The sequence below is a fragment of the Umezawaea sp. Da 62-37 genome (assembly GCF_032460545.1).
Taxonomy (GTDB): Bacteria; Actinomycetota; Actinomycetes; order Mycobacteriales; family Pseudonocardiaceae; genus Umezawaea.
Map to the genome: position 1 here is coordinate 10,616,557 of NZ_CP135965.1, position 16,006 is coordinate 10,632,562.

A 16,006-nucleotide genomic window follows, 5' to 3' on the forward strand; every position below is an offset into this window, starting at 1 on the left:
TAGCCGTCAGGGCGTTCCGCCGAGGGCGCCGAGCACGGTCCTGACGAGCAGGTCGGATCTGGTGCCGACCTCTTCGGTCGGATCGGTCGCCGTGCCCAGTTCCGGGGAGCCTGCGGGTAGTGCGTCGACCTCGTGCAGGAGGGCCAGGAAGACCTGGCGGCACCAGGTCGGGCTGGTGGCGGTGATGGCGCCCGCGGCGTGCAGTCGGGTGAACAGCAGGTCGAGGCCGTCCCGGACTTCGTGGCTCAGCAGTGGTTTCAGGGTGTTGGGGTCGGCGGCCAGCTCGATGGCGAAGCGGTGGCTGATCTTGAGTTCGAACACCCGTTCCGCCAGGCGGTGCAGGGCGATCACGGGTGGCGCCGTCTCGATCCGCGCCTGCTTCATGCCGAGCAGGTAGCGCTCGTTGAGCTGGTCGGTCATGGCTTCCAGCAGGGCTTTGCGGGACGAGAAGCGGCGGTGGACGGTGGCGCGGGCGAGTCCGGCCGCGTCGGCGATCCGTTCCAGCGTCGCGTTCGGGTCGACCGCGAGCACGGCGACGGCGGCCTCCAGGATCCGGGCCGTGCTGCGCTCCGCGTCCGCCCGCACGCGGCGTGGACGAGTTGCTTCGGTCATCCCACCTCCGATGTCGAGCCAACTCTACCCAGTCATAACTGCGACACCAATGACACAGATATTGACATCTGTTGGACGCTCGTGATGCAGTTGTGGCGTCATGTCACCCAGTTGGACAGGGAGTCAGCCATGGACCTGGAGCTTGCGGGCAAGCGCGTTCTCGTGACCGGTGCGAGCAAGGGCATCGGCCTCGCGATCGTCCGGGCCTACCTCGCCGAGGGCGCGACGGTCGTCGCCGTCTCGCGGCGGAGCACGTCGGCACTCGACGGGACCGGCGCGACCTTCGTGTCCGCCGACCTGTCGCGGCCGGACGGCCCGCGGCAGGTGGTCGAGGCCGTCCTCGCCGCGGATCCGCGGCTGGACGTGCTGGTCAACAACGCGGGCGGCGGCCTGATGTCCGACGGCGCGTTCGAGGACCCGCTGGACGGCAAGGACGTCGACTGGGCCACGTCGTTCGCCCTGAACCTCGGTGCGGCCGTGGAGACCACCCGCGCCGCGCTGCCCGCGCTGATCGAGGCCCGCGGCGCCATCGTCAACATCAGCTCCGACAGCGCCCGTCGCCCCCTGGGCGTGCCGCTGCACTACGCGGCGGCGAAGGCCGCCCTGAACGCGTTCTCGCGCGGGTTGGCGGAAAAGGTCGCGGGGGTCGGGGTCAGGGTCAACGTCGTCTCGCCGTCGGGTACGCGGACGGACCTGATGGAGAACAAGGGCGGGTACGTCGCGCAGGTGGCGGCGCACATGGGGATCGACCACGCGGACCTGCTGGCGGCCATGCCGGGGCAGAACGGCATGTTGACCGGGACCCTCATCGACCCGGACGAGATCGCCCGCGCGGTGCTCCTGCTGTCGTCGCCGACGATGCCGAGCGCGATCGGGTCGAACTGGGTCGTGGACGCCGGGGCCCTGAAGGTCGCCTGAGGGGGGCGACGGCGTCCGCCGAGGAGGACGCCGCCCACCCCGTCGGGTCAGGCCGGTGGCGGGAGCGCGCCGCCGAGGTGGCGGGTGAAGAAGCGGACCGCGCTGTCCACCTCGAACCGGGGCACGTCGGCGTGCCCGCCCGCGTTGGCGTGCAACGTCTTCTCCTTCGAGGCGAAGGCGTCGAACAGCGCGAGGCCGGACTGGCGTGCGACGAGTTCGTCGTCCCACTGGAGCAGGAACTCGACCGGGACGGTGATCCGCGCGGCCGCGTCGGTCAGGGTCTCGTGCCCGAGGCAGCCGAAGACCGCCGCGGCGATCCGGGGCTCGGCCGCCACCAGCGGCACGCCGATCCCGGTGCCCTGCATGATCCCCCAGAAGCCGACCGGCCCCCCGGTGACGTCGCGGAGCGCGTCCAGGGTCGCCCGCCACTCCGGCACGGCCCGCGCCGCCAGGTCGAGGTGGAGCCCCACGACGACCGGGCCGATCGGCTCACCCGCCGCCTGGGCCCGCCGCAGCGCGGCCACGTGCTGCTCGTCCGCCGCCGTCCGCGGTCGGTCGCCGTGGCCGGGCGCGTCGAGCGCGGCGACGTGGAAACCGCAGTCGGCCGCGAAACGCCGGGCACGGCCCAGGATTCCCGGTGCCCGCTTGTGCTGGCCGCCGCCGTGCGCCATCAGCACGAGGGGAGCGCGGTCGGACGGGGTCGGGGGCGACCAGAGGACGCCGGGGACGTCCCCGACGGTGAAGTCGCGTTCGACGACGCCGTCCGGGGAGGTGTCGGTGGTGGTGAAGCGCATCGGGTGTTGCCTTTCGGGATCGCCTTGTCACGGCGCTCCCGGCGACACCCTCGTCAGTCGCCAGACCGTGCACGGCATGGGGAGCACCCATTCGGTACGGCGTTCACGGGTCCCACCTCCTCCAGCGCGTCACGGTTCGGCGGTGACGGTACCCGGTCGGGGCGCACCGGAGGTGAGCGCTGCCAGCTGGTCCGCGTACTCGATGCGCTCGACCCATTCCGACGGCCACGCGGACAGGCCGTGGGAGGCGCCGGTGAACGCGCCCGCCAGCGCGGCGACGGAGTCGGAGTCGCCGCTGGTGCGGGCGCCCCGCACGAGGGTGTCGACGGGGTTGTCGGCGTGGCGGACGGCGCAGTACAGGCCGGTCGCCAGCGCTTCCTCGGCGATCCAGCCCGCGCCGGTGGCCAGGCAGGCGTCGGTGCCGTGGTCGGGTTCGGCGAGTGCGGCCACAAGTCGTTCCAGGACACCGACGCACTCGTCCCAGCCGCGGGCGATGAAGTCGGTGGACGTCGTGGCGCCCGGCGTCTTCCACAGCGCGCCCAGCCAGTCCTCCAGGTAGACCGTGCGCCGCTCGTGGCACCGCGCGAGCAGGAGGGCGGGCACGTCGGCGAGGTTGATGCCGTCGACGAGCAGGCGGGTGGCGTAGGCGGTCAGCTCCGAGGCGGCCAGCGCGGTGGGGTGGCCGTGGGTCATCGCGGCCTGGAGTTGTGACACGCCCGCGAGCACGTCGAGGTCGAGGTCCGGGACCAGGCCGACCGGGGTGACCCGCATGTTGGCGCCGCAGCCCTTGGAGCCGGTGACGGTCGCCTCCACCCAGGGCAGTCCCTCGGCGAGTCCGCCGCACGCGCGCAGGCACGTCATGCCCGGCGCGCGGTTGTTCTCCGGGCTGTGCGCCCAGGCCACGAAGCGCCGCCGCAGCAGGGGTTCGAGGACGTCGGGGGTGAGGTGGTCCGCGTCGTGCAGCGCCCAGGCCACCGCGAGCGCCATCTGCGTGTCGTCGGTGACGAGCGCCGGGTCGCCGGACAGGTCGTTGGGCCCGTCGGGGCCGAACACCCGATCGATGTCCTCGACGGTGAGGAACTCCGTGGGCTTGCCGAGGGCGTCCCCGAAAGCCAGTCCGTAGAACGATCCCGCGATCCGGTCCATGACGGGCGACCCTACTGCGAACGGCCGCACGCGGTGTGGCGCGACCCCTGCGCGATCGGGCGGATCATTCGGGAACCAAATGGGGACGGCGGACGACTACTGGGTCACGTTCACTCCGCTCCCCGCATGAGGTGCCGCATGTCCGCTCCCGTTCTCGAGGCCGACAGAACCGACCAGGAGACTGGCCGGGAACGCCTGTCGGTGGTGCCGCTGCTGCGCAGGCTGCACTTCTACGCCGGCGTGCTCGTCGGCCCGTTCCTGGTGGTCGCGGCCATCTCCGGAATGCTGTTCTCGTTGTCGCCGCAGATCGACGACGTGCTCTACGGCGACGTCCTGTCGGTGTCCTCGACCGAAGGGGTTCCGCGCCCGCTGACCGAACAGGTCGCGGCGGCACAGGCCGACCTGCCGGACGGGACCGTCACCAGCGTGCTGGTCCCCGACGACCCCGACGCCACCACCCGCGTGGTGTTCGCGGTGCCGGGACTGGCCGAGGAGTACACCAAGACCGTCTACGTCGACCCCTACACCGCCCAGGTGCGGGGGCAGCTGACCACCTGGTTCGGGTCGACGCCCGCGACCACCTGGCTGGACAACCTGCACAGCAACCTGAACCTCGGCGTGCCCGGCACCCTGTACTCGGAGCTGGCCGCCAGTTGGCTGTGGGTGATGTCCTTGGCGGGCTTGGCGCTGTGGCTCGGCCGCCGTCGGTCCGCGCGGCGCCGGGTCCGCGCGCTGGTGCTGCCGGAGAAGGGCGCCAAGGGCGTCCGCAAGACCCGGTCGTGGCACGCGAGCATCGGCGTGTGGGTCCTGCTCGGCGCCCTGTTCCTGTCGGCCACCGGGTTGACCTGGTCGACGTACGCGGGGGAGAACTTCACCGCGGCGCTGACGGCGCTCGACGCCAAGGCGCCGGTGCTCGACACCGCGTTGCCGGGCGGCGGGGCGGCCGCCAGCGGCTCGGGTGAGCACGCGGAGCACGGTGGCACGACGGGCACGACGACCGCACGGGTGGACGCGCCCGCCTTCGACCGGGTGCTCGGCACGGCACGGGGCGCGGGGCTCGACGGACCGCTGGTGATCACCGCGCCCGCCGCGCCGGGGACCGCGTGGTCGGCGGCGCAGGCGGACAACACCTGGCCGACCCGCCTCGACCAGGTCGCGGTCGACGCCTCGACCTCGACGGTGACCGCCCGCTCCGACTGGTCTGACCGCCCGTTCATGGCGAAGCTGTCGTCGCTGGGCGTCCAGGCGCACATGGGCGTGCTGTTCGGCGTGGTCAACCAGGCCGTGCTCTTCCTGCTGGCGGCGGCGATCCTGACGATGATCGTGCTCGGCTACCGGATGTGGTGGCAGCGCCGCCCGACCCGCGCCGACCGCCGGGCGCCGCTCGGCACGGCGCCGAAGCGGGGGGCGTGGCAGCGGCTGCCGCTGTGGTTCGTGATCCCCGCGCCGCTGGTGCTGATCGCGATCGGCCTGGCGATCCCGTTGCTGGGGATCAGCCTGCTGGCCTTCCTGGTCCTCGACGGCGTGATCGGCCTGGTCCGCTCGCGCACCAAGCCGTCGGAGGGGGTCGGCGTCGGCTGAGCGGGACCCTGCCCGCCGCGGCGGTTGGTCCGATCGTGGCCACTATTGGACTGGACCACGTTCGGCTGACCATGATGTCGGAGGCGGTCGGGACACGCGGCCATCGACATCGGGGGAGTGAGCGTGCGGAAGCTCGTCGCGGGAGTACTGGCCCTGGTCCTGTGCGTCGCGGTGGCGCCGGGCCTCGCGCAGGCGCGGCGGGAGGACGGCGGGTACTCCCGCGGCGGCGAGTGCCGGACCCCGTCGGTCGACCGCTTCCAGCAGTGGCTGGCCAGCGGCGAGGGCGCCACCGTGCCCGCGACGGGCAGCCTGCTCACGCCCGTGCGCCGCGAACACGGCCAGGGCGTCGAGTACGCGGCGAAGGTGTCGTTCCTCAACGCCGAGTGGCACGTCGCCGTCGTCTGGCTGGGCAACCGGTTCGAGGCGCAGGCCGATCTCTCGCGGTCGGCGGGCTTCTGGCTGACCTACAGCGCCACCAGCGACCTGTACGTGCAGCTGCGGCCCGCGTCGCACTGGAGCGGAGGGGACAAGTGGCTCGCGCCCGTCCCGGCCACCGGTGGGCGCACGGTGACGAGGTTCTACAGCTTCGAGCCGGAGGCGTGGACCGCGCTCCCGGAGCTGGGCACGCCCGCGTACTCCTTCGACTCCGCGATCCGCGAGGCCCGCGGGCTCGTCTTCGTCGGCAAGACCGCCAACGACGTCGAGTTCCGCGGCCTGCGCGTGCACGGCTACCGGCCGCCGTGCCTGTGACCGCTCCCGGACGGGGGTAGGCGGCCGATCGGGAGGACATGGCGCGGACGACCAAGTCGCGGTCGTCAAGTTGTCGCCGACGACGAACACATCCGTCCACTTCGTTCCTAGCATCATCTCGCATGAGCGACCTGCACGATGTTCACGGCTGGCTCGACGAGCGGTTTCCGTCGCTGTTGCGCGAGCACGACGTTCCGGGTGCGGCGTGGGCCGTGCTGCAGGGCGGCCAGGTGGTCGATGGCGCCGCCGGCCTGCTGAGCAAGGCGACCGGGGTGGAGGCCACGGCCGACTCGGTGTTCCAGATCGGGTCCGTCACCAAGCTCTGGACCGGCACGCTGGTGATGCAGCTGGTCGACGAGGGCCTGGTGGACCTGGACGGGCCGGTCCGCGCGCACCTGCCGGAGTTCCGCGTGGCGGACGAGGCGGCGGCCGCGCGGATCACCGTGCGGCAGCTGCTGAACCACACCGCCGGGTTCGAGGGCGACATCTTCACCGACACCGGGATCGGCGACGACTGCCTGGAGAAGTACGTCGCCACGCTGGGCGGGGTGTCCCAGCTGTTCCCGCCCGGCGAGCGGTTCTCCTACAACAACGCCGGTTTCTGCGTCCTCGGCAGGCTCGTCGAGGTGCTGCGCGGGAAGCCGTACGACGTGTGCCTGCGCGAGCACCTCATCACGCGGCTCGGGCTCACCCACGCGGCGACCGGCCCGTACGAGGCGATCGTGTTCCGCGCCGCGATGGGCCACATCCAGGCGGAGTCCGGCGGGGAGTACGTGCCCGCCCCGATCTGGGCCATGTCGCGGTCGAACGCCCCGGCCGGGGCGATGCTGGCGATGCGACCGCGCGACCTGGTCGCCTTCGCCCGGATGCACATCGAGGACGGTCGGGCCGCCGACGGCACCCAGGTGCTCGCGCCGGGCACCGCCGCCCGGATGCACGAGCGCGAGGTGGACCTGCCCGACCTCGGCCTCATGGGCACGTCGTGGGGGCTCGGGTTCGAGCGGTTCGACACGCCGGACGGGACGATCATCGGCCACGACGGCAACACGATCGGACAGGCCGCCTTCCTGCGGATCGTGCCCGAGGCGGGCGTGGTCGTCGCGCTGCTGACCAACGGCGGCGACGCCGCGGCGCTCTTCCACGACGTCGCGGGCCACGTCCTCGCCGAACTGACCGACGTCGCGCTGCCCTCCCCGCCCGTCCCGCCCGCCGAACCCGAGCGGATCGACGCCGAGCGGTTCCTGGGCACCTACTCCGCGGAGGTCTTCGACCTCACCGTCAGCCAGGACGCCGACCACCGGATCTGGATCGACCAGATCCCGAAGGGCGCCTACGTGGAGATGGGCGGCAAGGTCGAGCGGAGCGAACTCGTCCATTACCGCGAGGACATGCTGATCCCGATCGAGGCCGACCGCGGGATGCACATGCCGCACGCCTTCCTCGGCGACGACGGCACCGGCCACGCCCTGTACCTGCACCTCGGCCGCGCCGTGCGCCGCGCGGGCGCCTGAAGTCCTCCCACCCCAACGCCCCCGTCGGAACAACGCACGGAATGGAACCGCCATGAAGCGGACCACAACGGCCGCCTGCGGCCTGTCCCTCTCCCTGGTCGCCGCCGCGCTCGCGGGTTGCGGGGGTGGCTCGGCGGGCGGCGGCGGGGAGGCCTCGTACGTCGACGGGGGCACGTTCACCCTCGCGATGTCGTCGGATCCCGGCAACCTCGATCCGCAGATGGGGGCGGGCACCACGCTGTTCACCGTCTCCCAGTTCGCCTACGACCCGCTGGTCAGCGTCGACGGCAAGACGGGTGAGATCAAGTCGGGGCTCGCGAAGTCGTGGGACGTCAAGGACACCACGATCACGCTGACGCTGAACGCCGACATCACCTGTTCCGACGGCGCCAGGATGACCGCCTCCGACGTGGCCCGCAACCTCGACTTCATCACCGACCCGGCCAGCAAGAGCCCCTTCACGGGCACGTTCTTCCCGGCGGGCGCCAAGTCGGTGGCCGACGACGCGGCGGGCACGGTGACGGTCACCCTGGCCAAGCCCGCGCCGTTCGTCCTCAACGGACTGGCCAACCTGCCGATGGTCTGCCCCAGCGGACTGGCCGACCGCACCTCGCTCAAGACGGCGACCGCGGGCACCGGCCCGTACCAGCTCACCGAGGCCGCGCCGGGCGACCACTACACCTACACGGTCCGCGACGGCTACAAGTGGGGCCCGGACGGCGCGACGACGGCGACCAAGGGGCTGCCGAAGACGGTCGTGGTCAAGGTGGTGCAGAACGAGACGACCGCGGCGAACCTGCTGCTGTCCGGCGGTCTGAACGCCGCCCAGGTGTCCGGGCCGGACGCCGACCGGCTCGCGAAGTCCGGGCTGTACTCCACCGAGACCCCGGCGCTGGTGGGGGAGCAGTGGTACAACCACGCCGAGGGCCGGGTGACCAGCGACGTGAAGGTGCGCAAGGCGTTGACCCAGGCGCTCGACCTCGCCCAGTTGCGGAAGGTCCTCACCTCCGACCAGGGCGGCGCGGCGACCACGCTGGCCTCGAACGAGCCGGTGGCCTGCACCGGTGACTCGGTGTCCAAGGCGCTGCCCGCGTTCGACGCCAAGGCGGCGGCCGCCCTGCTCGACGAGGCGGGGTGGAAGGCGGGCGCCGACGGCAAGCGCGCCAAGGACGGCAAGCCGCTGTCGCTGGTCTTCCTGTACCAGAACAACAACGGCAGCGCGGGCGACGCGGCGGCCGAGCTGGCCGTGCAGCAGTGGAAGGCGGTCGGCGTCGACGCCACCGCGCGCAGCCAGGACGAGACCACGTTGACCAGCACCATCTTCGGCGCGGGCGACTGGGACGTCAGCTGGGTCTCGCTGAACGTCAGCAGCCCCGACCAGCTCGTGCCGTTCCTGTCCGGTCCGCCCGCCCCCGCGGGGACCAACTTCGCCGCGATCGCCAACCCGGACTACGACAAGGCCGTCACGGCGGCCATGGCGATCCCCGGTGTCGCCGGGTGCGCCGACTGGCTCGCCGCGGAGTCCGGTCTGATCGCCAACGCCGACATCGTGCCGTTCGCGAGCAAGTCGGCGCGGACGTTCGGCAAGGGCGCGGAGTTCCAGACCCCCGGCCTGCTGATCCCGACCAGCATCCGCGTGCTGGCGAAGTAGCGGAGGACGGTGGACATGGCGGTGAGCGCGACGGCGGCGGCCCCGAACCCGACCACTGGCAGGGAAGGGCCGAAACCCCCGGCCCAGCCGTGGGTGCGGTTCGGGGTGCGGCGCCTGGGGCGGCTGCTGGTCTCGCTCTGGGTGCTGGTGACGGCGTCCTTCGCCATGATCCACCTCATCCCCGGCGACCCGGTCCGGGGCGCGCTCGGCCCCACCGCGCCGGTGGAGCTGGTCGAGGCGCGCAGGCAGGCGCTGGGGTTGAACGACCCGATCCCGACCCAGTACCTGCACTACCTGAAGGGTCTCCTCACCGGCGACCTCGGCACGTCGATCGCGTCGCAGCTGCCGGTCTCCGACGTCGTCGCGCAGCGGCTGCCCGCCACGTTGTCGTTGGCGGTGCTCGCCTTCCTGGGCTCGGTGGTCGTGGCGATCCCGCTGGGCGTCCTCATGGGCGTGCTGACCCGGCGCGGCCACGGCAGGCGCACGGAGCTGGCGTTCACCACGACCAGCGTGTTCGTGGCGACGGTGCCGGACTTCCTGATCGGGGTCGCGCTGATCTACGTGTTCGGCATCCGCCTCGGGTGGCTGCCGGTGGCGGGCGACGAGACCGCGGCGGCGTACGTGCTGCCGGTGTTCTCGCTGGCGGTCGGGCCCGCGGCGATCCTCGCCAGGATCGTGCGCGTCGAGATGGTCGGCGTGCTGGAGGCGGACTTCGTCCGCACCGCCCGCGCCAAGCGGCTCCCGGCCAGGACCGTCTACCTGGGACACGCGCTGCCGAACGCCGTCACCGCGGCGCTGACGCTGGGCGGGCTCCTGCTGGGCGCGATGGTGGCGGGCACCGTCCTGGTCGAGAACGTGTTCGCCTGGCCCGGCCTGGGCAGCACGATCGTGCAATCCATCCTCACCAAGGACTACCCGGTCGTGCAGGCGATCGTCCTCGTGTACGGCGTCGGCGTGCTGATCACCAACCTCGTCGTGGACGTCGCGCTGGCCGTGCTCGACCCGCGCTCGAAGATCCGGGAGGACTGAGGGATGCAAGGACGCTGGTCGCGGGTCGTCCGCACCCCGCTGGGGCTCACGGCGACCGTGCTCGTCGTCGCGGTCTTCGCCCTGGCGTGCCTCGGCCCGGTCCTGTGGGGCAGCGGCGCCGACGTCGTCGACACGAACAACATCCTGGCGCAGCCGTCGGGCGAGCACTGGGCGGGGACGGACAACCTCGGCCGGGACATCCTGCTGCGGGTCCTGGTCGCGTGCAGGCTGTCGATGGTGCTCGCGCTGCTCGCGATCGTGCTCGCGGTCGTGGTGGGGCTGCTGCTCGGCACGGCGCCGTTCGTGCTCGGCAGGCGCGCGGGCAGGCTGGTGGCCGCCGGGGTCAACATCGCCGTCGCGTTCCCCGGAATCCTGCTGGCGCTGTTCTTCGCGGTCGTGTTCGGCGCGGGCGCGACCGGCGCGGTGCTGGCCATCGGCCTCTCCGGCGCCCCGGCGTTCGCCCGCCTCACCCAGACCCTGGTGGCCGGGGTCGCGGCGCGCGACTACATCGCGGCCGCCCGGATGGCCGGTGTCGGACGGGTCCGGATCCTGTTCCGCCACGTGCTGCCGAACATCTCCGAACCGCTGGTCGTCAACGCCACCATCGGCGCGGGCAACGCGCTGCTGTCGTTCGCGGGGCTGTCCTTCCTGGGGCTGGGCGTCCAGTCGCCCACCTACGACTGGGGCCGCCTGCTCTACGACGGCATCGCCGCCATCTACGTGAACGCGGCCGCCGCGCTGACCCCCGGCGCGGCCGTGCTGCTGGCGGGCCTGGCGTTCAACCTCTTCGGCGAGTCCGTCGCGAAAGGACTCGGCGTCTCCATCGGCGTCGGTCTGCGCACGGTGGCCACGACCCGCGCCGTTCCCGCCGCCGTCCCGGAGACCGCGGCCCACGACGACGAGGAGGTCACGGCGTCCTCGTCCGACGTGGTGCTCGACGTCCGCGACCTGGAGGTCACCTTCCCCGGCCCGTCCGGTCCGGTGCGGGTGGTCCGCGGCGTCTCCTTCGAGGTCCGCCGCGGCGAGGCGGTCGGCATCGTCGGCGAGTCGGGGTCCGGCAAGTCCATGACCGCGCTGGCGATCACCCGGCTGGTCGCCGACCACGCCCGTGTCGACGCCTCGCGGCTCGACCTGCTCGGCAACGACCTGCTGGCGCCGGACACCGCCGTCCGCCGCAAGCTGCTGGGCACCTCGCTGGCCATGGTGTTCCAGGACCCGATGACCTCGTTCAACCCCACCCGCCGGATCGGGGCCCAGCTGGCCGAGGTCGCCACCCACCACCAGGGGATGACCCGCCGCGAGGCGATGACCCGCGCGGTGGACCGGCTGGGCGCCGTCCGCATCCCCGACGCGGGCGCCCGCGTCCGGCAGTACCCCCACGAGTTCTCGGGCGGGATGCGCCAGCGGGCGATGATCGGCATGGGGCTGATGGGCGCGCCCGCGCTGATCGTCGCCGACGAGCCCACCACCGCGCTCGACGTCACCGTGCAGCAGCAGGTGCTCGACCTGCTCAGCGCGATCCGCGAGGCCGACGACGTGGCGCTGGTGCTGATCAGCCACGACGTCACCGTGGTCGGGGAGGTCTGCGACCGGGTGCTGGTGATGTACGCGGGCCGGGTCGTCGAGGACCTGCCCGCCTCCGACCTGGCCACCGCCGCCCTGCACCCCTACACCCGCGCGCTGGTCGAGGCGGTGCCCGACATGGCCACCGACCTGACCAGGCCGCTCACGACGATCCCCGGCCGCCCGGTCAGCCCGGCCGACGCGCCCGTCGGCTGCGCCTACGCCGACCGGTGCCCGCTCGCCGACGCCCGGTGCCGGGCCGAGGACCCGCCGCTGGTGGCCGGACACGGGCGCCACCGGGTCGCGTGCTGGCACGCGGGCGAGCCGCTGCCGCCCGTCCTGACGACCGGCGACCTGGTGGAGAAGGTGGAGTCCCTGTGAGCGAGCTGCGGTTCGACGACGTCACCGTCCGGTACGGCCGCACCACGGCCGTCGACGGGGTCAGCCTGACCGTGCCGGAGGGCGAGGTCGTCGGCCTCGTCGGCGAGTCCGGCTCCGGCAAGTCCACCCTGGCCAGGGCCGCCGTGGGCCTGGCCCCGCTGTCCGGCGGCCGGATCACCCTCGGCGGCGCGCCGGTGCCGACCCGCGGCAGACCGCGCCCGTTGCAGATGGTGTTCCAGGACCCGTACTCCTCGCTCGACCCGCGGATGACCGTCGGCGACAGCGTGGCCGAGGCGATGCCGCCCGGTGGCGGGCGCGCCGCGCGGCGGGCGGAGGTCGAGCGGCTGCTGGAACTGGTGCACCTCGACCCGGTCTGCGCGGGCAGCGTCCCGTCGCGGCTCTCCGGCGGCCAACGGCAGCGGGTCGCGTTCGCGCGCGCCCTCGCCGCCAAGCCGCGGGTGGTCATCGCGGACGAGATCACCTCCGCGCTGGACGTCTCGGTCCAGGGGGCGGTGCTCAACCTGGTCCGCGAGCTCCAGCGCGAGCTGGGCCTCACGATCCTGTTCATCTCCCACAACCTCGCGGTGGTCCGCTACGTCGCCTCGCACGTCGCCGTCATGCGGCACGGCCGGATCGTCGAGCAGGGACCCGCCGCGCGGGTGCTCACCGAGCCCGGTCACGAGTACACCCGCGAACTGCTCGCCGCCGTGCCCGGACGAACCACGCCAAGGAGCCAGCGATGACCCGTCGGATGCGCGTCGAGGACCTCACCGACCTCGTGGTCCCGTCGCAGCCCGCGCTGTCGCCGGACGGCGCCCTGGTCGCCTACGCGCTCCGCACCCCGGACGTCGCCGGGGACCGGTACCTCGACGAGCTGTGGCTGGTCGCGACCGGCGGCGGCGCGCCCCGGCGCCTCACGGCCGGTCCGGGCGACGCGGCTCCCGCGTGGTCCCCGGACGGCACCCGGCTGGCCTTCCTCCGCGACGGCCAGGTCGCCGTCGTCGACGTCCTGGGCGGCGAGCCCGAGCGGCTGACCGACCTGGCGCTCGGGGCGGGCGCGCCGCGCTGGAGCCCGGACGGTCGTCGGCTCGCCTTCACCGCGCCGGTCGACCCCGCTGGCGGCGCGCGGGGACCGATGGTCTCCGACGGCCTGGACTACCAGGCGGACGGCCGGGGGATGCACGGCCGGGTCCGCACGCAGGTGCACCTGCTCGACGCCGCCACCCGCGAACTCCGGCAGCTCACCGACGGACCGCACGGCGCGGGCGCCCCGGCCTGGTCGCCGGACGGCACCACCCTCGCGTTCACCCGTCCGACCGGCGCCGACAGCGACCTGCGCCACCGCACCCCCGTGCACCTGCTGGAGGTGGACGGGCCGCACGCCCGGCCGCGCGTGGTCGCCTTCGCCGACGGCGTGGCCTCCACCGCGGGCTGGAGCGCCGACGGGACGGCGCTGCTCGTGGTCGGCTGGGCGGGCGACCCGGTCGCGCACGCCCACCTGCACCGCGTGGACGTCGGCGGCGGCGAGGTCACCGACCTGTCCGCCGCCCTCGACCGCAACGTGATGCCCGGTGCCACCGCCTATCCCGGCGGCCTGCCGCACGAGCACGACGGCCGGGTGTGGTTCTGCCTGCGCGACCGTGGCTGCACGCACCTGTGGTCGGTCGCGGTCGACGGCACCGGCGCCCGCCCGGTCCTCGACGGAGCGGGCCGGGTCGTCTCCGGGCTGTCGATCTCCGGCGGCCTCGCGGCGGTCGCGCTCGCCACGCCCGCGTCGTTCGGCGAGATCGCGGTCGTCGACCTGGGGACCGACGCCGGGACCGTGCTCACCGACCACGGCTCCGCGCTGTCCGATGTGGACTCCTACCCCCGCGAGGAGCGGTCGTTCACCATCTCCGACGGCACCGCCGTGCAGGCCTGGCTCATGCACGACCCGGCGCACCGCGGCCCCCGCCCGGTGCTGCTGGACGTGCACGGCGGCCCGCACAACGCGTGGAACGGCGCCGCGGACGAGATCCACCTCTACCACCAGGAGCTGGTCGCCCGCGGCTGGGCGGTGCTGCTGGTCAACCCGCGCGGCAGCGACGGGTACGGGGAGGCCTTCTACGACGGCGTCCGCGGCGCGTGGGGTGTCGCGGACGCCGCCGACTTCCTGGAACCGCTGGACGAGCTGGTCGCCGAGGGGTTCGCCGACCCGGAGCGGCTCGCGGTCGCGGGCTACAGTTACGGCGGGTTCATGACGTGCTGGCTGACCGGCCACGACGACCGGTTCGCCGCCGCCGTCGCGGGCGGCACGGTCAGCGACCTGGTGAGCATGGGCGGCACCAGCGACGACAGCCACTTCCTCAGCGCCTACGAGCTGGAGGGCGCCCCGTGGCAGCAGCCAGAGCGCTACGCGGCCATGTCACCGCTCACCCGCGTCACCGACGTCCGCACGCCGACCCTGCTGATCCACGGCGCGGACGACCTCACGTGCCCCGTCGGCCAGGCCCAGCAGTGGCACACCGCGCTGCGCGAGCAGGGCGTCGCGACCCGGCTGGTCGTCTACCCGGACGCCTCGCACGTGTTCATCCTGCTCGGCCCGCCGTCGCAGCGGCTCGACTTCAACCACCGGGTGCTCGATTGGCTGGAGCAGCACACCACCCGCTCCGGACGGGCCCCGATCGACGCCGCCCACTGGCAGCGGCGGCTCGCCGGGCTCGCCGAGCGCCACAACGTGCCCGGCGCGCAACTCGGCATCCTGCGCCTCGGGACGGGCGAGTCGGCCGACGAGCTGGTCGAGGCCGCGCACGGCGTGCTGCACGTCCGCACCGGCGCGCCGGTCGGCACCGACTCGCTGTTCCAGATCGGCTCGATCACCAAGGTGTGGACGGCGACCGTGGTGATGGCGCTGGTCGACGAGGGCAAGCTCGACCTCGACACCCCCGTGGTCGACGTGCTGCCGGAACTGCGGCTCGCCGACGACGGGATCACCAAGTCCGTCACGACGCGGCACCTGCTCAACCACACCAGCGGTGTCGACGGCGACGTGTTCACCGACACCGGCCGCGGCGACGACTGCCTGGAGCGCTACGTCGACGTCCTCGGCGAGGCCGGGCAGAACCACCCGGTCGGCGCGACCTGGTCCTACTGCAACTCGGGGTACTCGCTGCTGGGCAGGGTGATCGAGAAGATCACCGGCCGGACCTGGGACCAGGCGCTGCGCGACCGGCTGTTCACCCCGCTCGGGCTCGCGCACACCGTGACGCTGCCGGAGGAGGCGCTGCTGTTCGCCGCCGCGGTCGGCCACGACGAGCGCGACGGCGAGCTGGTCCCGGCGCCCGCGTGGGGGCTGCCCCGCTCGATCGGCCCCGCCGGGCTGGTCACCTCGACGGTCGCCGACGTGCTCGCGTTCGCGCGCATGCACCTGCTCGGGGGCGTCGCGGCCGACGGCGCCGAGGTGCTCAGCGCGGAGAGCGTCGCCGCCATGGCCTCGCACCAGGCGGACCTGCCGGACAAGCTCGTCCTCGGCGACTCGTGGGGGCTCGGCTGGATCCGGTTCGGCTGGGACGGGCACCGGTTGTTCGGCCACGACGGCAACACCCTCGGCCAGGCGGCGTTCCTCCGGGTGCTGCCCGAGCAGGGGCTCGCCGTCGCGCTGCTCACCAACGGCGGCCACACCCGCGACCTCTACGAAGACCTGTACCGGGAGGTCTTCGCCGAGGTCGCCGACATCGCGATGCCCCGGCCGTTCGCGCCGCCGCGGGAACCCGTGGAGGTCGACGCGGCGCCGTACGTCGGGGTCTACGAGCGGTCCGGCGTCCGGATGGAGGTCGAGGACGGCCCCGGCGGCCCGCTCCTGCGCACGACGATCACCGGTCCGCTCGCCTCGCTCGTGCCGAACCCGGTCGAGGAGCACCCGCTGGTCCCGGCGGGCCCGGCGCTGTTCGCGGTCAAGCCGCCGGAGGCGGAGACGTGGGCGCCGGTGACGTTCTACGAGCTGCCGACCGGCGAGCGGTACCTGCACTTCGGGGCGCGCGCGACACCTCGGGTGTCCTGACCCGCGGTGCGGCCCGCCGCGGCCGACCACC

General features: G+C 73.4%; 12 protein-coding genes. 9 read left to right on the plus strand and 3 right to left on the minus strand.

Annotated features, from left to right (window positions below; translation table 11 throughout):
• Positions 1-6 precede the first annotated feature (6 nt).
• Complete coding sequence (locus RM788_RS47765) at positions 7-612, minus strand: TetR/AcrR family transcriptional regulator (protein WP_315927806.1); 606 nt, start codon at positions 610-612, stop codon at positions 7-9.
• Between the two features lie 129 nt (positions 613-741).
• Here RM788_RS47765 and RM788_RS47770 point away from each other — a divergent pair, with 129 nt between their 5' ends.
• A complete protein-coding gene (locus RM788_RS47770; protein ID WP_315927808.1) occupies positions 742-1,530 on the plus strand; it encodes an SDR family NAD(P)-dependent oxidoreductase in 789 nt (262 codons plus the stop codon).
• Between the two features lie 47 nt (positions 1,531-1,577).
• Here RM788_RS47770 and RM788_RS47775 read toward each other — a convergent pair whose 3' ends face one another.
• On the minus strand, positions 1,578-2,324 hold the full coding sequence (locus RM788_RS47775; RefSeq protein ID WP_315927810.1) for an alpha/beta hydrolase family protein: 747 nt from the start codon (positions 2,322-2,324) through the stop codon (positions 1,578-1,580).
• A 129-nt stretch (positions 2,325-2,453) separates the two neighbouring features.
• Positions 2,454-3,470, minus strand: coding sequence for an ADP-ribosylglycohydrolase family protein (locus RM788_RS47780; protein WP_315927812.1), 1,017 nt, complete (start codon positions 3,468-3,470; stop codon positions 2,454-2,456).
• A gap of 138 nt (positions 3,471-3,608) precedes the next feature.
• On the opposite strand from RM788_RS47780, the gene RM788_RS47785 reads away from it, so the two are divergent.
• The 8 genes from RM788_RS47785 to RM788_RS47820 all read left to right on the plus strand — a co-directional run bounded on the left by RM788_RS47785 (position 3,609) and on the right by RM788_RS47820 (position 15,975).
• Positions 3,609-5,051, plus strand: a complete 1,443-nt coding sequence (locus tag RM788_RS47785; protein WP_315927814.1) for a PepSY-associated TM helix domain-containing protein — start codon at positions 3,609-3,611, stop codon at positions 5,049-5,051.
• Positions 5,052-5,222: 171 nt separating this feature from the next.
• The gene (locus tag RM788_RS47790; protein ID WP_315934923.1) at positions 5,223-5,801 is read left to right on the plus strand and encodes a hypothetical protein; all 579 of its coding nucleotides are present in this window, start codon (positions 5,223-5,225) and stop codon (positions 5,799-5,801) included.
• A 122-nt stretch (positions 5,802-5,923) separates the two neighbouring features.
• Positions 5,924-7,312, plus strand: a complete 1,389-nt coding sequence (locus RM788_RS47795; RefSeq protein ID WP_315927816.1) for a serine hydrolase domain-containing protein — start codon at positions 5,924-5,926, stop codon at positions 7,310-7,312.
• 52 nt (positions 7,313-7,364) lie between these two features.
• Positions 7,365-8,963: an ABC transporter substrate-binding protein gene (locus RM788_RS47800; protein ID WP_315927818.1), complete on the plus strand. Its 1,599-nt coding sequence runs from the start codon at positions 7,365-7,367 to the stop codon at positions 8,961-8,963.
• Positions 8,964-8,978: 15 nt separating this feature from the next.
• Positions 8,979-9,992, plus strand: coding sequence for an ABC transporter permease (locus RM788_RS47805; RefSeq protein WP_315927820.1), 1,014 nt, complete (start codon positions 8,979-8,981; stop codon positions 9,990-9,992).
• Positions 9,993-9,995: 3 nt separating this feature from the next.
• Positions 9,996-11,936: a dipeptide/oligopeptide/nickel ABC transporter permease/ATP-binding protein gene (locus tag RM788_RS47810; RefSeq protein WP_315927822.1), complete on the plus strand. Its 1,941-nt coding sequence runs from the start codon at positions 9,996-9,998 to the stop codon at positions 11,934-11,936.
• Positions 11,933-12,679 carry an ABC transporter ATP-binding protein gene (locus RM788_RS47815; RefSeq protein WP_399342346.1) on the plus strand — a complete coding sequence of 249 codons (747 nt, stop codon included), beginning with the start codon at positions 11,933-11,935 and terminating at the stop codon, positions 12,677-12,679. The genes RM788_RS47810 and RM788_RS47815 overlap by 4 nt, the downstream gene beginning before the upstream one ends.
• A complete protein-coding gene (locus tag RM788_RS47820) occupies positions 12,676-15,975 on the plus strand; it encodes a serine hydrolase (protein WP_315927824.1) in 3,300 nt (1,099 codons plus the stop codon). Before RM788_RS47815 ends, RM788_RS47820 begins: the two co-directional genes overlap by 4 nt.
• Positions 15,976-16,006: the final 31 nt, after the last annotated feature.